The following is a 21074-nucleotide window of genomic DNA, read 5'->3' on the forward strand; positions in this document are numbered from 1 at the left end:
GGTGAAAACGGTTCCCACCGCCCCGCCCCTCACCTGCGAACATGACGCTAACCCTTGTGCCACAACGCTTTGAAGGGGGGTCGGGAGTTTGCGCGGGTTTAACGTGTCTACTCTGGTCGATGGTCAAGACAGGAGATAGCGTCGTAGCGTCGATCTCCACGCACTTAGTTATAGGGGGTGGTGGCATGCCAGATCGCACGGTGAGGACGACCGCCCAGATGACAGCCCATCGAGCGGCTGTGGAGCAGATCAGGGAGTCCTACACCGCCCTCCCGGACGGAGCCTCTCCGAGGCTGGCGAAGCCGACCACGAACCTGTTCCGGTTCCGTGAGCCGGGCAAGACGGCCAAGCTCACCGCGCGCGACCTGGACAAGGTGATCCAGGTGGACCCGGAGAGCAGGACCGCCGAGGTCCAGGGCATGACGACCTACGAGCGCCTGGTGGACGCCACGCTCCCGGCCGGCCTCATGCCGTACGTCGTCCCGCAGCTCAAGACGATCACCCTGGGCGGCGCCGTCACCGGGCTCGGCATCGAGTCCTCCAGCTTCCGCCACGGGCTGCCGCACGAGTCGGTCGAGGAGATGGAGATCCTCACCGGTGACGGCCGCGTCGTGGTGGCCAGGGACGACAACGAGCACAGCGATCTGTTCCACGCCTTCCCCAACTCCTACGGCACCCTGGGCTACGCGCTGAGGCTGCGCATCAAGCTGCTCCCGGTCAAGCCGTACGTGCGGCTCACGCACATCCCCTTCTCCGACGCCGCCAAGTGCATGCTGGCCATGCAGGAGATCTGCGACAGCGGCCACTACGAGGGGGAGAAGGTCGACTTCGTCGACGGCACGTTCTTCGAGCCGGGCGAGATGTACATCACCGTCGGCCAGTTCGCCGACCGCGCGCCGTACGCCTCGGACTACACCGGCATGCGCATCTACTACCAGTCGATCCGCACCCGCACCCGCGACTGGCTGACCGTCCGCGACTACCTGTGGCGCTGGGACACCGACTGGTTCTGGTGCTCGCGGGCCTTCGGCGTGCAGCAGCCGCTGGTGCGCTCGCTGATGCCGCGGCGCTACCTGCGCTCGGACGTCTACCGCAAGCTGGTCGGGCTCGACCAGAGGTACGGCGTGACGGCCCGCGTGGACCGGTGGCGCGGCAACCCGGTACAGGAGTCGGTCATCCAGGACGTGGAGGTCCCGGTCGAGCGAGGCGCCGATTTCCTGGAGTTCTTCCACGGCAAGGTGGGCATGACGCCCGTGTGGATGTGCCCGCTGAAGGCCACCGGCGAGTGGCCGCTGTACCCGCTGGAGCCGGGAAAGCTCTATGTGAACTTCGGGTTCTGGGGCATGGTCGCCCTCCCGCGCGGACAGGCCGACGGTTACCACAACCGGCTGATCGAGAACTCCGTGCACGACCTGGGCGGCCACAAGTCCCTGTACTCGACATCGTTCTACCCCCGTGAGGAGTTCTGGCGTCTCTACAACGGCGACGCCTACTGGCCGGTCAAACGTGCCTACGACCCGGGCGCCCGGCTGCTCGACCTCTATGAGAAATGCGTACGGGGGCGTTGAGGAGGTTGGTCGCATGACACTCGCCCAGATCTTCGAGAAGATCGTCGGGCCGGACGCGAACATCGAGTTCGCGGCGTACGACGGCAGCAAGGCCGGGCCGTCGGGCGCTTCCGTCCGCATCGAGGTCAAGTCGCCCATAGCGGTGGCTTACCTGGCGCAGTCCCCAGGGGAGATGGGGCTCGCGAGGGCCTACATCGCCGGTCACATCGACGTGCACGGCGACATGTACACCCTGCTGTCGGAGATGGCGCAGATCACGCTCAACGACATGCCGGTGAAGGAGAAGATCTCCGTCGCGCGGTCGCTGGGCGTCAAGCCGCTGCTCATGCGGGTGCCGCCGCCCCCGCAGGAGGTCCGCCGCAGCGCCATGGCGAGGCTCGGCAGCCGCCACGCCAAGCAGCGGGACGCCGAGGCGATCCACCACCACTACGACGTCTCCAACCGGTTCTACGAGTGGGTGCTCGGCCCCTCCATGGCCTACACCTGTGCGACCTTCCCCGAGGAGGGCTCCTCGCTGGAGGAGGCGCAGTTCGCCAAGTTCGACCTGGTCGCCAAGAAGCTCGCCCTCAAGCCGGGCATGCGTCTGCTGGACGTCGGCTGCGGCTGGGGCGGCATGGTGATGCACGCGGCCAAGCACTACGGGGTCAAGGGCCTCGGGGTCACGCTGTCGCGCCAGCAGGCCGAGTGGGCGCAGAAGGCCATCGCCGAGGCGGGGTTGTCGGAGCTGGCCGAGGTGCGTCACCTGGACTACCGCGACGTCGCCGAGACCGGCTTCGACGCGGTCAGCTCCATCGGCCTGACCGAGCACATCGGCAAGGACCAGCTTCCCGGCTACTTCGGCTTCCTGTACGGCAAGCTCAAGCCCGGCGGCCGGCTGCTCAACCACTGCATCACCCGGCCGACCGGCAAGGAGAGGACGATCAACAAGGGCGGTTTCATCAACCGCTACGTCTTCCCCGACGGGGAGCTCGAGTCGGTGGGTCATCTCGTCCGCGAGATGGAGGACACCGGCTTCGAGATCCGGCACGAGGAGAACCTCCGCGAGCACTACGCCAAGACCCTCGAGAAGTGGTGCGCCAACCTCGACGCCCACTGGGACGAGGCGGTCGAGGAGGTCGGCCCCGGCACGGCGCGGGTGTGGCGGCTGTACATGGCCGGCTGCATCGTCGGCTTCGAGCGCAACAAGGTGCAGCTCCACCAGGTGCTCGGCGTGAAGCTCGGCGACCGGGGCGAGTCGGGCGTCCCGCTGCGGCCCGCGCTCGACTGGCCCTGATCGGCGCCCGGCGCGATCACGTGACGACGGCCCGTCCGGCCTCCCCTGAGGAGCCCGGGCGGGCCGCCGCCTTCTCCCGGCACGTGCCCGGCCGCGTACGTGCCACGGCCTCGTGTGTGCCACGGCGGCGTACGCGCTGCGGCCCAGTGTGCGCCACGGCGCCGTATGTGCCACGGTTCCGCACCTGACCGGACGGCTCAGAGGGGGTGCGTGACCGCTCAGCGCCGGGCGTGGTGTTCGGCGGCGACCAGGCCGGCGGCGAGCTGGACCGCGACCAGCTTGCGGATGGCGATCGGCCGTCCGCCCGACTCGGCGTCGGCCTCGGCGTACCATGCGTCGAACAGCTCGCCCAGCCGCTCCCGCTGCGCCCGGATGGCGGGGGTGAGGTTGCCGGCGGCGGCCTCGGCGTGCAGCATGCGGCGGAAGGTCCCGCAGGAGCGTAATCGGCGCATGTGCAGAGTCTGCCGGTTGCCGAACTGCTCGGCGACGGTCGCCGGGCGCTCGACGCCGGGCAGGCCCTCCCACACGTCGGCGAACCTGCGGTAGGTGTCGAGCATGTCCTCGACGGAGCGGCGGAAGGGCGAGTGGACGGTGAGGTCGGCCCGCACCGCCGCCATGATCGCGTTGAGGACGTCGATGGCCTCGCGTTGCGCGGCGAGCCCGGCCTTGATGACCTCGCCGTAGGAGGTGGCCGTGGGGCTGGGGTCGCAGACGCGCTCGTCGGCCCAGTACGGCAACTCGGTGATCAGGTGCAGCGCGCCGAACCTCGCGGCGTAGTCGGCGCTGCCGCCGCCGGAGCCGAAGATCCTGGCCTGGCCCGGCCCGCCGGGGGTGGGGTAGACGGCCGGGGCGATGGCGACCGAGCCGGGCAGCTCGGGCTGGCCGTGGTGCAGGGGGATGCCCTCCAGGGCGGGCAGTTCGGTGAGCCGGGCGGCGAGGACCGGGTCGTGGTGGTTGAGGTAGAAGAAGGCGCCGCTGTACTCGCCGTTGTGCAGGGAGTAGACGAAGGCCGGCCGCACCTGGTCCATGAGCCGCATCAGCGCCTCGGTCTCGGGGAGGGCGCGGTCGAACGCGTAGCCCTCGCCGGAGATCGGGAAGGTCCACTCCACCTGGTCGCGCCAGGCGGGCCGGTAGAAGTGCCGGGCGTAGTGGCGCCGGTCGCCGGGGCGGGCGTACCAGCCTTCGTTGAGGCGGGCGCCGTCGGGGTCGACGCACGGGATCAGGTGCCAGCGGTAGCCGAGCCCCTCGCGCAGGGCGGCGTCCTGGCAGAGCAGACGGGTCAGGTGGCTGACGGTGAGCGAGCCGATCGGCTCGTTGGGGTGCGGGCCGCCGATGATGAGCGCGTCGCGGTCCCCGTCGCCGACGGTGAGCGCCCGCAGCGGCTCGCCCAGGCGTGAGGCGCCGATGCGGCGCACCTGTACCAGGCCCGGGTAGCGGGCGGCCAGTTCGTCCAGCTCGGCGCCCATCTCGTCCACGCTGGGAAACCTGTCCAGTTCGGGGACCCGCCGCATGTGATCGCGGACGTCCATGGCATCGCCTCCAGTTCAGGGGAGATCCTTCGACCCGCCTCCTTGTTGTTTTGCCCGAATTTGGGGAGGTCGCGTGCCTGGAGTCCCTGCTCTACGGCGGCCGGGATCCGTGCGGCCGATGCCCGTGATGCCGATGCCCGTGATGCCGATGCCCATGACGTCGGCGGCCGAGGGCCGTCAGCGCAGCTCGCGCTTGAGGATCTTGCCGCTGGCCGTCATCGGGAACGAATCGCGGAACTCCACCAGCCGCGGGTACTTGTAGGCCGCCATGTTCTCCTTGCACCAGGCGAGCAGTTCGTCCTCGGTGACGGTCGCGCCCGGCCTGCGGATCACGTACGCCTTGATCTCCTCGCCGTGGGAGCCGTGCGGGACGCCGACGACGGCGGCCAGGGAGACCGCCTCGTGGGTCATCAGCACCTCTTCCAGCTCGCGCGGATAGACGTTGAACCCGCCGCGGATGATCATGTCCTTGACGCGGTCGATGATGAAGTAGTAGCCGTCGGCGTCGCGGGTGGCGATGTCCCCGGTGCGGAACCAGCCGTCCTTCGTCACCTCGGCGGTGGCCTCCGGCCGGCCGAGATAGCCCTTCATGACGTTGTGCCCGCGGATCGCGATCTCGCCCGGCCCCTCGCCTTCGACGGTGTTCCACGCCGGGTCGATCAGCTTCATCTCCACACCCCAGACCGGGGTGCCGATCGACCCGGGCTTGGCGGGCCGCCCGCGCTGGTTGAAGCTCGCCACCGGAGAGGTCTCCGACAGCCCGTAGCCTTCCATCACCGGCAGGCCGAAGGTCTTCTCGAAGTCCTTGAGCACCTCCACGGGGAGCGACGCGCCGCCCGAGGCCGCCGTACGCAGGGTGGAGGGCACTTCGGCGCCGTCCGCGTGCACCGAGGTGAGCATCGCCCAGTACATGGTGGGCACGCCCGCGAACATGGTCACGCGCTCCTCGCGCATCAGCGCCAGCGCCGCGGCCGGCTCGAAGCGCGGCACCATCACCAGGGCGGCCCGGCGGCGGAAGCCGGCGTTCATGATGACGGTCTGGCCGAAGGAGTGGAACAGCGGCAGGGCGGCCAGGAAGACGTCGTCGCCGGTCAGCTCGAACATCTCGTCGGAGACCACGGCGTTCAGCAGCATGTTCTGGTGGCTGAGCTCGGCGCCCTTGGGCTGCCCTGTGGTGCCGCTGGTGTAGAGGATCACGGCGGTGTCCTCCGGAGCGGTGGCCACGGTCTCGAACCGGTCGGGGAGCCCGCTCAGCGCCGTCCAGAGGGTCGGGACGCCCTCGATGCCCGATTCGGTGCCGAGCGGGGTGGCGGGCAGGATGAAGAACCCGTCCGCGTCGGGCCCGCCCTCGGAGACCGCCTCGCGGAACCCCTCGTGGCCGCGCCGGCCGAGCGGCAGCTCGGGGGTGCCCTCGAAGCAGAACAGCGCCTTGGCCCGCGAGTCGCGCAGGTGGTAGGCGATCTCGCGGGCCTGGAGCAGCACGTTGAGCGGGACGACGGTCGCGCCGGCCTTGAGGATGCCGAAGTAGACGATCGGGAAGTAGGGCAGGTTCGGGCAGGCGAGCGCGACCTTGTCGCCCCTGCCGATGCCCCGCGAGGCGAGCAGGCCCGCCACCTGGTCTGCCAGGGAGTTCACCAGGGCATAGGACATGCGCAGGTCTCCGAACACCACGGCCGTGCGGTCGGGACGCTCCCGTGCGCTGTCCTCCAGGACGACGGAAAGGTTGAGCATGGCGATCTCCTCGTGCTGCCGGCGCCCCGGCGCGAACGGCGTGGTGGCGCTCGCAGGGGGTCGGCGTCATCTTGCCAGCCGATAGCTACTATCCGGTAACGAGCGTGGACGCGGGGCGGCGCGCGGGCGTAAGTACGGTGGGAGCCGATCACGTCCCCCCGGAGGCCCCCATGCAGTACGACTACGTCATCGTCGGAGCGGGCTCGGCCGGCTGCGTCCTGGCCAACCGGCTCTCGGCGGACCCCTCGGTGCGGGTGGCGCTGCTGGAGGCCGGCGGGGCCGACCGCAAGTTCGAGATCCGCGTGCCCGCCGCCTTCTCCAAGCTGTTCAAGACCCCCTACGACTGGGACTTCACCACCGCCGAGCAGAAGGAGATGGGCGGGCGCAGGCTGTACTGGCCCCGCGGCAGGACCTTGGGCGGCTCCTCGTCGATGAACGCCCAGATGTGGGTGCGCGGTCACCGGGCCGACTACGACGGCTGGAACCTGCCGGGCTGGTCCTACGAGGAGGTCCTGCCGTACTTCCGGCGCTCGGAGCGGCGGGTCGGCTCCAATCACGGCGCGGTGTACGGGACCGACGGCCCGACCTACATCTCCGAGCTGCGCGCCCCCAACGTGACCACCCAGGCGTTCCTGCGCGCCTGCGAGGAGATGGGGCTCACCCGCCTTCCGGAGCTCAACGGCCCCTCCAACGAGGGCTTCTCCCCGACGCCGGTCACCCAGGACCGGGGGCGCCGCTGGAGCGCCGCCGACGCCTACCTGCGGCCCGCGATGGGCCGCCCGAACCTGACCGTGCTCACCGCCGCGCAGGCCGAGCGCCTCCTGCTGGACGAGGACGGCCGGGCGACGGGCGTGGAGTACGGCGGGGGCCGCAGGGTGAGCGCGGGCAAGGAGGTCATCGTGTCGGCCGGGGCGGTCGGCTCGCCGCACCTGCTCATGCTCTCGGGCATCGGCGACCCCGACGCGCTGCGGGCCGCCGGGGTCGAGCCGCGGCACGAGCTGCCCGGAGTCGGCCGCAACCTGATGGACCACCTCGCCTCGGCGGTCATGCTGGAGTGCCCCCGGCCGGTCACCCTGGCCGGCGCCGAGTCGCTCGGCAACCTCGCCCGCTACCTGCTGCGCCGCGACGGCCTGCTGACCTCCAACGTCGGAGAGGCGGTGGCCTTCGTCCGGACCTCCCCCGAGGAACCCGCCCCGGACATCGAGCTGCTGTTCGCCCCGGCGCCGTTCGTCGACCACGGGCTCACCCCGCCGCCCGGGCACGGGATCACCATCGGCGTCATCCTGCTCCAGCCCGAGAGCCGCGGGCGGATCACCCTGGACGGCCGGGACGTGGTGATCGACCCGCGCTACCTGACCGCGCAGGCCGACGTGCGCCGGATGGTGGCCGGGCTGAGAAGGGCGCAGGAGGCGTTCGCCACGACGGCGCTCGCGCCGTACGCGGGCGCGCCGATGAAGCCCTACGAGGGCGCGCGGACCGACGAGGAGCTCGCCCGGTACGTCCGCGAGCGCTCCGAGACGCTGTACCACCCGGCGGGCACCTGCAAGATGGGCATCGAGGACGACGCGGTGGTGGACCCCTCGCTGCGCGTCATCGGCGTGCCGGGGCTGCGCGTGGTGGACGCCTCGGTCATGCCGATGCTGAACCGCGGCCACACCCACGCCCCGACCATCATGATCGCCGAGCGGGCGGCCGACCTGATCCGCGGGGCGTGAGATGACCGCGGACCTGACCGGCGTCGACCTGTCGGAGATCCCGTTCTGGGGGTTGCCGCCGCGCCGTCGGCAGGAGGCGTTCCGGCGGCTGCGGGAGCTGGAGCGGCCGCTGTTCGTCCGGGAGAACAAGATCCCGTTCATCGGGCACGGGCCCGGCTACTACGCGCTGGTGCGGCACGCGGACGTCACCGCGGCCAGCCGCGCGGCGGGGGTGTTCAGCAGCGAGCCGACGGCCAACAGCATCCCGGACATGCCGAGGTGGCTGGCCGTCTACTTCGGCTCGATGATCAATATGGACGATCCGGCGCACGCGCGGCTGCGGCGCATCGTCTCCCGGGCCTTCACTCCGAAGATCCTGCGGAAGATGGAGGTGGACCTCGCCCGGGCGGCCCGCGAGATCGTCGACCGGGCCGTGGCCGAGGGGCCGGGCGATTTCGTGCTGCAGATCGCCGCGCGCCTGCCCGTGCAGGTGATCTGCGACATGATGGGCATTCCCGCGAAATATCAAGAAATGGTGTTCCGGAACACGAACATCATCCTGGGCAACGCCGACGCCGAGTACAGCGGCATCCGTCCCGACATCAACCGGTGGAACGTCGCCCGGGGCCTGGCCAAGCTGCTGCGCGCCGGGCACGAGCTCAGCGCGCTGGCCCGCCGGCTCGGACGCGAGCGCCGGGGCGTGCCCGTCGAGGACCTCACCGGCATGCTGGTCAACGGCGAGGAGCACCTGACCTCCCAGGAACTCGGGTCGTTCTTCATCCTGCTGGTCGTGGCCGGCAGCGAGACCACGCGCAACGCCATCTCCCACGGCCTGAAGCTGTTCACCGACAATCCCGGCCAGCGCGAGCTGCTGCTGGGCGACTTCGACGCCCGCGTCGCGGGCGCGGTCGAGGAGGTCGTGCGGCACGCCACCCCGGTGATCCAGTTTCGCCGCACGCTGACCCGCGACCACGAGATGAACGGGCAGCGCTACACCAAGGGCGACAAGGTGCTGCTGTTCTACAACTCGGCCAACCGGGACGAGGCGGTGTTCGACGACCCCGACGTCTTCGACATCACCCGCGACCCCAACCCGCACGTCGGCTTCGGCGGCCCGGGCCCGCACTTCTGCCTGGGCGCCCACCTGGCCCGGCGGGAGATCACGGTGATGTTCCGCGAGCTGTTCACCCGCCTGCCCGGCATCCGGGCCACCGGCGAGCCGGACTACCTGCTGTCCAACTTCATCAACGGCATCAAGCACATGTCCTACCGGACCCGCTGAGCCGCCCGCGGCCGCCGGGGAGATCGCGCGCGGTTTGACGTAAGTGAGCACTTCTCTCAATCATGGAAGCATGAGCGTGGAAACACCCCCCGGCCGCCGACCGATCACCTCCTACGACCAGATCGACCTGTCCGACTGGGACTTCTGGGCACGGCCGATGGCCGAGCGCGAGCACGCCTTCGAGCTGCTGCGCGGCCGTGAGACCCCGGTCTTCTTCGCCGAGCCGGAGCTGTCGTTCGCGCCCCCGGGCGAGGGGTACCACGCGATCGTCCGGCACGCCGACGTCCTGGCGATCAGCCGCAACCCGGAGGTGTTCAGCTCGGGCGAGGGCGGCGCCACCAACATCGCCGACATGCCCGCCGAGTTCGCCGAGTACTTCGGCTCGATGATCAACATGGACGACCCGCGGCACGCCCGGCTGCGGCGCATCGTCTCGCGGGCCTTCACGCCGAAGATGATCCAGAAGTTCGAGGAGGACGTGCGGACCGCGGCCGCCCGCATCGTGGACGAGCTGCTGGAGAAGGGGCCGGGCTGCGACTTCGTCACCGAGGTGGCCGCCCGCCTGCCCCTGAAGATCATCTGCGACATGATGGGCATCCCCGAGAAGGACTACGGGTACGTCTTCGACCGGTCGAACGTCATCCTCGGCGCCTCCGACCCCGAGTACGTGCCCTCCGGCGACCAGGACGAGATCGTCAGCGCCCTGCTCACCGCGGGGATGGAGCTCCAGCAGCTCGTGCAGGACCTCGCCGCCTTCCGCGCCGAGAACCCCACGGGCGATCTCACCTCCTCGCTGGTCAACGCCAACGTCGACGGCGAGCGGCTCACCATGCAGGAGCTCGGGTCGTTCTTCATCCTGCTCGTCGTGGCCGGCAACGAGACCACCAGGAACGCCATCTCGCAGGGTTTGCTGCTGCTCACCCGCAACCCCGCCGAGAAGGCGCGCTGGCTGAGCGATGTCGAGGGCCACGCGCCCAAGGCGGTGGAGGAGATCGTCCGGCTGGCCTCGCCGGTGAACTACATGCGGCGCAAGGTGACCCGTGACATCGAGCTGAACGGCACGACCTACCACAAGGGCGAGAAGACGGTGCTGTACTACTGGTCGGCCAACCGGGATGCCGCCGTGTTCGCCGACCCCTACCGGTTCGACATCACCCGCGACCCGAACCCGCATGTCGGCTTCGGCGGCCCCGGCCCGCACTTCTGCCTGGGCGCCCACCTGGCCCGCCGCGAGATCACCCTGATGTTCCGCGAGCTGCTCCACCGCGTGCCGCGCATCGAGGCGGGCCGCCCCCAGCGGCTGTTCTCCAGCTTCATCAACGGCGTCAAGCACCTGCCCTGCGACTTCTAGCGGGCCGCCGGCCGCCGCCCCGGCTCACGGCCGGGGGCGGGCCGGGCCGGAGGCGGCCCGCCGGGGTCAGGAGGCGGGGCCGGCCGGCCTGATCGAGGAGAACACGGTGTTGACGTCGGGCAGCAGTTCCTTCTTGCCGTCCGGCACCGCCATGTAGACGATCACCGGCAGATCGGCCCCCGTGCTCACCGCGGCGACGACCAGCGTCGTCTTGGCGTCGCCCGCCATGACCTGGTAGGCGGCCAGGCGCGCGGGGTGCCCGCCGGCGGCGACCTTCTGCTCGGCGGTCTTGACGATCTTGTTGCCCGCCGGGAAGAACTTGTTGCGCGCGGCGAAGGCCACCGAACTGATCACCGGGGCCAGGTCGTCCGGCTTGGCCGCGTCGTACTTCGAGGCCAGGGCCGCGGGAAGCCGGCCCGTCATGACGTGCGCGAACTGCGGCTTGCCCGCCGGGTCGGTGCCCGCGGCGACGTACTGGCGCGTGGTGTAGCCGTAGGTCTCCTGGACGTGCTGGGAGCGAAGGTCCAGCCGCCACGGCCCGCCGAGGCGCACGACGCTGAGGCCGGCGGCCTTGTCGGTGAGGATGCCCGCGCGGGGCGAGGCCTGGCCGCGGTACCTGGGCAGCCGGCCGATCGACTGCGGCTTGGTGGTGCCGGTGCCCCCCTTGCCGGAGGTGGAGGCCTTGGCGGTGCTCTTGGGGGAGGGATCGCCGGAGGCGGTGGAGCCGTTCCCGCCCGAGCCGCTCAGCGGGCCCACCAGGAACGCCCACAGCAGGGCCGCCACCAGGGCGACCAGGACCGAGGCGACCAGCGCCGGCAGCCATACGCGCCTGCCGTTGCCGGCCTCGTCGTCGCCCTCCTCGCCCATCGCGTCGTAGTTCTCGCCGAAGACGGTGTTCCACAGCTCCTGCTGGCGCTCCGGGGGAGGGGTCTTGGGCCCGCTGATCTGCCCGGCGGTGACGAACGGCTTGTAGGGGTCGGCGGGGTCGTCCGGGGCGGCGTGACGACGTCCCGGCGGGGCCTCGGGCGCGGCCGGGCCGGGCACCCGCATGGTGGTCTCGGTGCCGGCCGGGACGTACGCGCCCGTCGGCGCCTGGAGCGGGCCGGTCGCGGGCGGGGCCTGGCGGCCGGGCGCCTGCTGGGGACCGGACGGCGAGGGGGCGTACCCCTGCGGGCCGGTGGGCGAAGGCGTGTACCGCTGGTCGCCGGCGGGGGCGTAGGCCTGCGGACCGGCGGCCGCCTGCCGCTGGGGCCCGGAAACGGAACCGGGGTGCGGGGTGTGCGGCTGCTGCGGGCCGGTCGAGGGGCCGTGCGGCAGGGGCCCGGTCGGCTGCGGGGTGTACTGCGGCCCGGAGGGCTGGGAGGTGTACTGCGGCCCGGTCGGCTGGGGGGTGTACTGCTGCGGCGCGCCGGGCTGCGGGGTGTACTGCTGCGGCCCCGTGGGCTGGGAGGTGTACTGCGGTCCGGTGGACTGGGGGGTGTACTGCTGGGGCCCGGTGGGCTGGGGGGAGAACGGCGGGTCGGCGAGCGGTGGCGGAGGCGGGAAGGCCGTCTGCGTGGCGGTGTCGCGAGGGGCGGGGGCGCCGTACTGATGCCCCTCTCCGGGCGAGAGGGGGTCGGCGGCGCGGCCGCCGTAGGGCGCCGGGTCGAACACCGAGGGCGATGGGGGCGGGGGAGGAGGCGGCATCTCCGGCCACGCTGGGGGTCGCGTGGACCGGCTGGACTGCTCAGGAGCCATTGCTGGCGAACCTCCCGACATCATGCCCGGATTGGGGGTGCTCGGCATGATCTCATGCGGAGCGGGGGTCTCCGCAGGAGAATCCGAGAAAGCTCCCCTGAACTGCAGGCCTGTCGGGTCGGTCGGAGGGTCCTGCATCGGCAGGCTCTCTTCCGCGACATTGGGGCCACGTGCCGGTTCATACGAGTTCGCCACGCGAAAAGGGTAAACTAAAGGGACATATGAGGTCACAACGGATCTATCACCTTTGGTCCGCCGCCTGCCCGTTTTCCCGGGGTTATCAGGGGTGCCGCCGGAAGGCCATGAAGACCGATTGCCCGCTGCGCTACCCTTGAGCTATGCGTGGCAGGACCCTGCTTCTTAGCGGGCCGCGCCGACCGAGCTGAGACACCGGTCGACGCGGCTGCCCCTCGTGCCCACGAGGGGTTTCTTTATTGGTCCAGCCATCCGCGCTGAGTCGATCCGAGGGACATGGCCGTGAGTGACGAGCAGTACGATCCGCAGGCGCTGCAGGAGAAGTGGCAGGCCCGGTGGGAGGAACTGGACGCCTTCCGTGCGAACGAGGACGCCGATGACGCGCGTCCGCGCAAGTACCTGCTCGACATGTTCCCCTACCCCTCCGGCGACCTCCACATGGGGCACGGCGAGGTCTTCGCCATCGCCGACGTCGTCGCGCGCTACTGGTTGCAGCGCGGCGACAACGTGCTGCACCCCATCGGATGGGACTCCTTCGGGCTGCCGGCCGAGAACGCCGCGATCAAGCGCAACGCCCACCCCGCCGAGTGGACCTACGCCAACATCGAGACCCAGGCCACCTCGTTCAAGAGGTACGGCATCTCCTTCGACTGGTCCCGGCGCCTGCACACCAGCGACCCCGAGTACTACCGCTGGAACCAGTGGCTGTTCAACCGCTTCTTCGAGCGCGGCCTGGCCTACCGCAAGGGCGGCCTGGTCAACTGGTGCCCCAAGGACCAGACGGTTCTGGCGAACGAGCAGGTCGTCGCCGGTCGCTGCGAGCGCTGCGGGGCCGACGTCGTGCGCCGCGAGCTGACCCAGTGGTACTTCAAGATCACCGATTACGCCGACCGGCTGCTGCAGGACATGGACCAGCTGGGCGGCTGGCCCGAGCGCATCCTGACCATGCAGCGCAACTGGATCGGCCGCTCCGAGGGCGCCGACGTCCGGTTCGCCATCGAGGGCCGCGACGAGCCGGTCACCGTCTACACCACCCGCCCCGACACCCTGTACGGCGCGACGTTCTTCGTGGTCGCCGCCGACGCGCCGCTGGCCGAGGAACTGTGCGACCCCGAGCGGCTGCCGGAGCTCACGGCCTACCGCTCCCAGGTCGCCAAGCTGACCGACATCGAGCGCCTGGCCACCGACAAGGAGAAGACCGGCGTCTTCCTGGGCCGCTACGCCGTCAACCCGGTCAACGGCGAGTGCCTGCCGGTGTGGGCCGCCGACTACGTGCTGTCCGGCTACGGCCACGGCGCGATCATGGCGGTGCCCGCCCACGACCAGCGCGACCTGGACTTCGCGCTGAAGTTCGACCTGCCCGTGCGGGTCGTCGTGCACACCGGACTGGCCGACCCCGGCGAGACCGGCGTGGCCACCCCCGGCGAGGGCACGCTGGTCAACTCCGGGCCGCTGGACGGCCTGTCCAAGACCGAGGCCATCGCCCGCATCATCGAGGTGCTGGACGAGCGCGACGCCGGGCGCGCGGCGGTGAACTACCGCCTGCGCGACTGGCTGCTGTCGCGCCAGCGCTTCTGGGGCACGCCGATCCCGATCATCCACTGCCCCGACTGCGGCGAGGTGCCCGTCCCGGACGAGCAGCTGCCGGTCACGCTGCCCGACCTGCGCGGCGAGGCGCTGGCCCCCAAGGGGGTCTCGCCGCTGGCGAGCGCCACCGAGTGGGTCAACGTCGAGTGCCCCAAGTGCGGCGGCCCCGCCCAGCGCGACACCGACACGATGGACACCTTCGTCGACTCCTCCTGGTACTACCTGCGCTACTGCTCGCCGCACTACGAGGACGGGCCGTTCGACGTCGAGCAGGTGCGCCGCTGGGGGCCGATCGACCAGTACGTCGGCGGCTCCGAGCACGCCGTGCTGCACCTGCTGTACTCCCGGTTCTTCACCAAGGTCCTGCACGACATGGGCATGGTCGACTTCACCGAGCCGTTCGTGCGCCTGCTGAACCAGGGCGAGGTCATCAACCAGGGCAAGGGCATGTCCAAGTCCCTGGGCAACGGCGTCGACCTGGGCGAGCAGATCGACAACTTCGGCGTGGACGCGGTCCGCCTGACGATGCTGTTCGCCGGTCCCCCGGAGGACGACATCGACTGGGCGGCCGTCTCGCCGGGCGCCTCGCAGAAGTTCCTGGCCCGGGCGTTCCGCGTCATGGCCGAGGCCGGCGCGGCCTCCGCGCCGGGCGTGGACCCCGCCGCCGGCGACCTGGAGCTGCGCAAGGTCACCCACCGCGCCATCGACGAGGTCACGCGGCTGATCGAGTCCTACCACTTCAACGTGGCCATCGCCCGCATGATGGAACTGACCACCGCCGCGCGCCGGGCCATCGACGCGGGCCCCGGCGCGGCCGACCCCGCCGTGCGGGAGGCCGCCGAGGCGCTGGCCGTCATGCTGTCGCTGGTCACGCCGTACGTGGCCGAGGAGGGCTGGGAGCGGCTGGGCCACGGTCCGACGATCGTCCGCGGCGGCTGGCCGGTCGCCGACCCCGCCCTGCTGGTGCGCGAGTCGGTCACCTGCGTCGTGCAGGTGGCGGGCAAGGTCAGAGACCGCCTGGAGGTCGCGCCGACGATCTCCGAGGCCGATCTGCAGGAGCTGGCGCTCGCCTCGGAGAAGGTGCGGGCCTACCTCGACGGCGCGCCGCGCAAGGTGATCGTGCGGGCGCCCAAGCTCGTCAACATCGTTCCCTGACCCGCCGGCCGCGCACCGGCCGGGGCGGCATGCGAAACGCCTGAGCGCTCACCGGAAGGGTGAGCGCTCAGGCGCGGACGGGGAATCGCGAGAGGCGGGGGCGGCGGTCAGAGCTTGCGCAGCACCGCGACGACCTTGCCCAGGACGGTCGCCTCGTCACCGGGGATGGGGTCGTAGTTGGCGTTGTGCGGCACCAGCCAGACGTGGCCGTCCTTGCGCTTGAAGGTCTTCACCGTGGCCTCGCCGTCGATCATGGCGGCGACGATGTCGCCGTTGTCGGCCACCGGCTGCTGGCGCACGACCACCCAGTCGCCGTCGGCGATGGCGACGTCGATCATCGAGTCTCCGGCGACCTGGAGCAGGAACAGCGTGCCCTCGCCGACGAGCTGCTTGGGCAGGGCGAAGACGTCCTCGACCCGCTCTTCGGCAAGGATGGGGCCACCGGCGGCGATGCGGCCGACCAGGGGGACGAACGCGGCCGTCGGGCGGGTCACGAGCTGTTCGTCCTCGCCGGGCGCGACGGGGTCGACCCACAGCGCCGGCTCGCCGGGCAGGCGGACCTCCAGTGCGCGGGGACGGTGCGGGTCACGGCGGAGATAGCCCTTGCGCTGCAGTGCGGTCAACTGGTGGGACACACTGGAGGTGCTGGTGAGCTGGACGGCCTCGCCGATCTCGCGCATGGACGGCGGATACCCGCGCTGCTGGACCGAGTCACGGATCACCTCGAGGATCTTGCGTTGCCGCGGGGTGAGACCAAGGGAGTCACGCCTGCGCACCGCCAGATCGCTGACGACCGTGCCGATCTCTTGCTGCTCGCTCACAATGTCCTCCTCGCCGGACGCCCCAAGGACGCCCTCTGACGCCAAACCGCCCGGCCGGCTCCCCATCCGTATTGCTCGTGTCGCACACAGCGACAATAACCCTGTTCAAGATCGTCATCAAACAGTTGTTCGAGAGTCGCCCATTCGGTGAACCGTCCGGTGAACGACATCGTACGGGAGTTCGATCGATATCGTGTTCGACTCACGCGATCTTATGCCGGAGGGGCGCCGAAGTCGATCAACCGTGGCGCGGTGCCGGGGTGACCGCTGATGCCCTGGTTGCGGACGAGGGGGCGCGCCCCGCGACACGCCGGTTCCACCGCCGTTCGCCCTGATGGCGGGCCCGATCGCGGCGCACCGGCGGTTCCGACTTGCGTTCATGGTGCGTCACTCCTACGGTTGGACCACAACATCTAGTAGTTACACCGATGTGGTTCACCATAGGTTGTGTTTCCGTCGGCGCGCTGAAGGCAGGCCGCAGTGCGTGCGCGAGCTTATTCGCATGCGCGCGCGAAGGCCTCTCGCGCGTCCCGCGAATGCGCAAACATAGGGCGGCTTTTACCGGGACGCGCGTCCCGGGCTCCCGCGATTTCGGGGGCGGTGCTCCTGTGACCGGTGGGAGCCGAGAAAAGGAGGCGACATGCATTGTCCATTCTGTCGTCATCCGGACACCAGGGTCATCGACAGCCGTTCCACCGAGGACGGCGCGGCGATCCGCCGGCGGCGCACCTGCCCTGAGTGCGGGCGCCGGTTCACCACGCAGGAGACGGTGTTGCTGATGGTGGGCAAACGCAGCGGCGTGACCGAGCCCTTCTCGCGGGACAAGGTGATCGCCGGCGTCCGCCGGGCCTGCCAGGGGCGGCCCGTCAGCGAGGACTCGCTGGCGCAGCTCGGCCAGCGCGTCGAAGAGAGCATCCGGGCCACCGGCTCCGCCGAGATCCCCGCCCACCAGGTCGGGCTGGCGATCCTCGGGCCGCTGCGCGAGCTGGACGAGGTGGCCTACCTGCGTTTCGCCTCGGTCTACCGGGGCTTCGAGACGCTCGCCGACTTCGAAGAGGAGATCCAGCAGCTCAGGTCGGCGCGAGCCGCCAGAGAAGGCTGATCGCCCACCGCGGGCCCGGCGGGGCCCGACGACCAGATGTTGCCCCGGCGCCGGGGGATGCCAGCGGCGTGACGATGTGTTTCCAAGACGAGGGCTCCTCGGAGCCCCGGAAGGGGGAGAGCATGACGGAGACGGTGAGCGGCTCAGTGGGGCGCGGGGGCAAGCGGCCCCACAAGGGCCTGAAGATCAAGCGCGTCTACACCACTCCCGGCGTGCATCCGTACGACCAGGTGCGCTGGGAGCGCCGCGACGTCGTCATGACCAACTGGCGGGACGGCTCGATCAACTTCGAGCAGCGGGGCGTCGAGTTCCCCGACTCCTGGTCGGTCAACGCGGCCAACATCGTCACCACCAAGTACTTCCGCGGCGCCGTCGGCACCCCGCAGCGCGAGACGAGCCTGCGGCAGCTCGTCGACCGCGTCGTCGGGGTCTACACCCGCACCGGCCGCGAGAACGGCTACTTCGCCTCCGACGAGGACGCCGAGATCTTCGATCACGAGCTCAAGCACGCCCTGATCCACCAGGTGTTCAGCTTCAACTCCCCCGTCTGGTTCAACGTCGGCACCGCCTCTCCGCAGCAGGTGTCGGCTTGTTTCATCCTGTCGGTCGACGACCAGATGGAGTCGATCCTGGAGTGGTACAAGGAGGAGGGGGTGATCTTCAAGGGCGGGTCCGGCTCGGGGGTCAACCTCTCCCGCATCCGCTCCAGCAAGGAGCTGCTGTCCAGCGGCGGCACGGCCAGCGGCCCGGTGTCGTTCATGCGCGGCGCCGACGCCTCGGCGGGCACCATCAAGTCCGGCGGCGCGACCCGCCGGGCGGCCAAGATGGTCGTGCTGGACGTCGACCACCCCGACATCGAGGAGTTCATCGAGACCAAGGCGCGCGAGGAGGACAAGATCCGCGCGCTGCGCGACGCCGGCTTCGACATGGACCTCGGCGGCAAGGACATCGTCTCGGTCCAGTACCAGAACGCCAACAACTCCGTCCGGGTCTCCGACGAGTTCATGCGCTCGGTCGAGGCGGGCGGCCGGTTCGGGCTGCGGGCCCGGCTGAGCGGCGAGGTCATCGAGGAGATCGACGCCAAGGGGCTGTTCCGCAAGATGGCCCAGGCCGCCTGGGAGTGCGCCGACCCGGGCGTGCAGTACGACGACACCATCAACGACTGGCACACCTGTCCCGAGACCGGCCGCATCACTGCCTCCAACCCCTGCTCGGAGTACGTCCACCTGGACAACTCCTCGTGCAACCTGGCCAGCATCAACCTGCTGAAGTTCCTGCGCGAGGACGACACCTTCGACGTCGACCGGTTCGTCAAGCTGACCGAGCTCATCATCACGGCGATGGACATCTCGATCACCTTCGCCGACTTCCCGACCGAGAAGATCGCCGAGACCACGCGGGCCTACCGCCAGCTCGGCATCGGCTACGCCAACCTCGGCGCGCTGCTGATGGCCACCGGCCACGCCTACGACTCCGAGGGCGGCCGGGCGGTCGCCGGGGCCATCACCAGCCTGATGACCGGCGCGTCCTACCGCCGCAGCGCCGAGCTGGCCGCGATCGTCGGCCCCTACGACGGCTACCAGCGCAACGCCGAGCCGCACAAGCGGGTCATGCGCAAGCACGCCGCCGCGAGCGACGCGCTTCGCGCCATGGACGCCCTCGACCGGCCGATTCTCGCCGAGGCGACCAAGCAGTGGCAGGAGTGCCTGCGCCTGGGCGAGAAGAACGGCTACCGCAACGCCCAGGCGTCGCTGCTCGCCCCGACCGGCACCATCGGCCTGATGATGGACTGCGACACCACCGGCATCGAGCCGGACCTGGCGCTGGTGAAGTTCAAGAAGCTCGTCGGCGGCGGCTCGATGCAGATCGTCAACCAGACCATCCCGCGCGCGCTCAAGCAGCTCGGCTACCAGCCCGAGCAGGCCGAGGCCATCGTCGAGTACATCGCCGAGCACGGCCACGTCATGGACGCCCCCGGGCTCAAGCCCGAGCACTACGAGGTGTTCGACTGCGCCATGGGCGAGCGGGCCATCGCCCCCATGGGGCACGTCCGCATGATGGCGGCCACCCAGCCGTTCCTGTCGGGCGCGATCTCCAAGACCGTCAACCTGCCCGAGTCGGCCACGGTCGAGGACATCGAGCAGGTCTACCTGGAGGGCTGGAGGCTCGGCCTGAAAGCCCTGGCGGTCTACCGGGACAACTGCAAGGTCGGCCAGCCGCTGTCGATCGCCAAGAAGGCCGACGAGAAGGTCACCGAGAAGGCCGCCGAGCCGGTCGTGCAGATCATCGAGGTGCCCAAGCCCAAGCGCCGCCGCCTGCCCAACCAGCGGCCGAGCAGCACCACCCGCTTCACGGTCGGCGGCGCCAAGGGCTACATGACCGCCTCGTCCTACCCCGACGACGGCCTCGGCGAGGTCTTCCTGAAGATGTCCAAGCAGGGCTCGACCCTCGCGGGCGTCATGGACGCCTTCTCGGTGGCGATCTCGGTGGGCCTGCAGTACGGGGTCCCGCTGGACACCTATGTCAGCAAGTTCATCAATATGCGCTTCGAGCCGGCGGGCATGACCGACGACCCGGACGTGCGCATGGCGGCCTCGGTGGTCGACTACATCTTCCGCCGCCTGGCGCTGGACCACCTGCCCTACGAGGAGCGGGCGGCCCTCGGGGTGTTCTCGGCGGCCGAGCGCGCGGCGCAGCAGCGCGGCGAGGACCCGGCCGCGGTCCAGGAGGTCATCATCGACACCGCCGCGCTCGCGCAGTCGGCGCCGATCGAGGACAGGCCGGAGGCCGCCGGGCCGGTGGCCGAGGCGGCGCAGGCGCCCGCGGCTCCGGCGAGCCGGGCCAACGGCACGGCGGCGCTCGAGAGCCACCAGGGCCGCACGGCGGACGCGCCGCTGTGCCTGACCTGCGGCACCAACATGCGCCCGGCCGGAAGCTGCTACGTCTGCGAGGGCTGCGGCAGCACCAGCGGCTGCAGCTGACCGGGTCGTGACGCCGGTGGGCGGCCGTAGAGCCGCCCACCGGCGTGCACCAGGGGAACCCCGGCCCGTACCGGCTCCCCTCCCGGGTGTCCGGCGGGCATAAGCCGCCCCTGGTGGGTAGTCGGAAACCATGTCTCCAACGGTCGCGGTCATCGCTCATCGGAAGAAGACGCTCGGTGCGGGCCTGGACCGGCTCCGCGTGCTCATCACCGAGCAGGACGTCGGCGAGTTGCTCTGGTACGAGGTGCCCAAGAGCAAGAAGGCGCCCAAGAAGGTGCGCAAGGCCCTGAAGGAAGGGGCCGATCTGGTGTTCGTGTGGGGCGGCGACGGCATGGTGCAGCGCTGCGCCGACGTGATGGCCGGGTCGGAGGTGCCGATGGCGATCCTGCCCGCCGGGACGGGCAACCTGTTCGCCACCGAGATGGGCATCCCGATCGACCTTCCGGAGGCCGTGCGCATCGGCTTCCACGGCGAGCACCGGAAGCTGGACCTCGGCGTGCTCAACGGGGAGCACTTCGCGGTCATGGCGGGCGCCGGGTTCGAGGCCAAGATCATGGCCGACTCCGACCGGGACGCCAAGGGCCGGCTCGGCCGCCTGGCCTACATCAGCGCCGCCGTGCGGCACGTCGGCGGGCCGCTGGTGCCGATGACCATCAAGATCGACGGCACGACGTGGTTCGAGGGCGACGCGAGCTGCCTGCTGCTCGGCAACGTCGGCACGATCACCGGCGGCATCGAGGCGTTCGACGACGCCCGTCCCGACGACGGATGGCTGGAGGTGGGCGTCTCCACCGCCAAGGGGCCGATCCAGTGGGCGCGGGTGCTCGGCCAGATGACCGCCGGCCGCTCCGACGAGTCGCCCTTCGTGCGCATCACCCGGGCCAGGAAGGTCAGCGCCACCTTCGGCGCCCCGCTGATGTACGAGCTGGACGGCGGCGACCGTGAGGAGGTCACCGAGCTGAAGGCCTCCATCGCGCCGGACGCGCTCACGGTCTGCGTCCCCGCCGTCCGTGAACCGGTCGGCGCCGGCGCCGGAGGCGACCAGGACGCCGCCCAGGCGTGACCGAC

At 70.5% G+C, this 21074-nt stretch carries 13 protein-coding genes; 9 read left to right on the top strand and 4 right to left on the bottom strand.

From position 1 onward, the window contains the following. The first annotated feature begins 218 nt into the window (after positions 1–218). Entirely contained in the window at positions 219–1568 is a 1350-nt protein-coding gene (locus ACFQSB_RS26445; protein ID WP_354849795.1) for an FAD-binding oxidoreductase, read from the top strand. Positions 1569–1581: 13 nt separating this feature from the next. Next, complete coding sequence (locus ACFQSB_RS26450; protein ID WP_380829638.1) at positions 1582–2841, top strand: class I SAM-dependent methyltransferase; 1260 nt, start codon at positions 1582–1584, stop codon at positions 2839–2841. Between the two features lie 218 nt (positions 2842–3059). On the opposite strand, the gene ACFQSB_RS26455 is transcribed toward ACFQSB_RS26450, so the two are convergent. Both ACFQSB_RS26455 and ACFQSB_RS26460 read right to left on the bottom strand, forming a co-directional pair. Continuing rightward, positions 3060–4370 carry a M14 family zinc carboxypeptidase gene (locus ACFQSB_RS26455; RefSeq protein WP_380829639.1) on the bottom strand — a complete coding sequence of 437 codons (1311 nt, stop codon included), beginning with the start codon at positions 4368–4370 and terminating at the stop codon, positions 3060–3062. Between the two features lie 177 nt (positions 4371–4547). Beyond that, positions 4548–6101: a long-chain-fatty-acid--CoA ligase gene (locus ACFQSB_RS26460; RefSeq protein ID WP_380829640.1), complete on the bottom strand. Its 1554-nt coding sequence runs from the start codon at positions 6099–6101 to the stop codon at positions 4548–4550. A 170-nt stretch (positions 6102–6271) separates the two neighbouring features. Between ACFQSB_RS26460 and ACFQSB_RS26465 the strand changes: the two genes are divergently transcribed. The 3 genes from ACFQSB_RS26465 to ACFQSB_RS26475 all read left to right on the top strand — a co-directional run bounded on the left by ACFQSB_RS26465 (position 6272) and on the right by ACFQSB_RS26475 (position 10428). Beyond that, the gene (locus ACFQSB_RS26465) at positions 6272–7816 is read left to right on the top strand and encodes a GMC family oxidoreductase (protein WP_380829641.1); all 1545 of its coding nucleotides are present in this window, start codon (positions 6272–6274) and stop codon (positions 7814–7816) included. Position 7817: 1 nt separating this feature from the next. Further along, entirely contained in the window at positions 7818–9077 is a 1260-nt protein-coding gene (locus ACFQSB_RS26470) for a cytochrome P450 (RefSeq protein WP_380829642.1), read from the top strand. 70 nt (positions 9078–9147) lie between these two features. Then, on the top strand, positions 9148–10428 hold the full coding sequence (locus ACFQSB_RS26475; protein WP_380829643.1) for a cytochrome P450: 1281 nt from the start codon (positions 9148–9150) through the stop codon (positions 10426–10428). A 66-nt stretch (positions 10429–10494) separates the two neighbouring features. On the opposite strand, the gene ACFQSB_RS26480 is transcribed toward ACFQSB_RS26475, so the two are convergent. Continuing rightward, the gene (locus tag ACFQSB_RS26480; RefSeq protein WP_380829644.1) at positions 10495–12114 is read right to left on the bottom strand and encodes a hypothetical protein; all 1620 of its coding nucleotides are present in this window, start codon (positions 12112–12114) and stop codon (positions 10495–10497) included. A 522-nt stretch (positions 12115–12636) separates the two neighbouring features. Between ACFQSB_RS26480 and leuS the strand changes: the two genes are divergently transcribed. Beyond that, positions 12637–15102, top strand: coding sequence for a leucine--tRNA ligase (gene leuS, locus ACFQSB_RS26485; RefSeq protein ID WP_380829645.1), 2466 nt, complete (start codon positions 12637–12639; stop codon positions 15100–15102). 107 nt (positions 15103–15209) lie between these two features. Here the strand turns inward: leuS and lexA are convergent, their stop codons facing one another. Continuing rightward, entirely contained in the window at positions 15210–15989 is a 780-nt protein-coding gene (gene lexA, locus ACFQSB_RS26490; RefSeq protein ID WP_380829646.1) for a transcriptional repressor LexA, read from the bottom strand. A 574-nt stretch (positions 15990–16563) separates the two neighbouring features. On the opposite strand from lexA, the gene nrdR reads away from it, so the two are divergent. The 3 genes from nrdR to ACFQSB_RS26505 all read left to right on the top strand — a co-directional run bounded on the left by nrdR (position 16564) and on the right by ACFQSB_RS26505 (position 21069). Next, a complete protein-coding gene (gene nrdR, locus ACFQSB_RS26495; protein ID WP_354849823.1) occupies positions 16564–17025 on the top strand; it encodes a transcriptional regulator NrdR in 462 nt (153 codons plus the stop codon). 122 nt (positions 17026–17147) lie between these two features. Next, positions 17148–20006 (top strand): vitamin B12-dependent ribonucleotide reductase, encoded by a 2859-nt coding sequence (locus ACFQSB_RS26500; protein WP_380829647.1) that lies wholly within the window; start codon positions 17148–17150, stop codon positions 20004–20006. Between the two features lie 130 nt (positions 20007–20136). Next, complete coding sequence (locus ACFQSB_RS26505; RefSeq protein ID WP_380829648.1) at positions 20137–21069, top strand: diacylglycerol/lipid kinase family protein; 933 nt, start codon at positions 20137–20139, stop codon at positions 21067–21069. The last annotated feature ends 5 nt before the right edge of the window (positions 21070–21074 follow it).

The sequence above is a fragment of the Sphaerisporangium rhizosphaerae genome (genome assembly GCF_042665155.1).
GTDB lineage: Bacteria > Actinomycetota > Actinomycetes > Streptosporangiales > Streptosporangiaceae > Sphaerisporangium > Sphaerisporangium rhizosphaerae.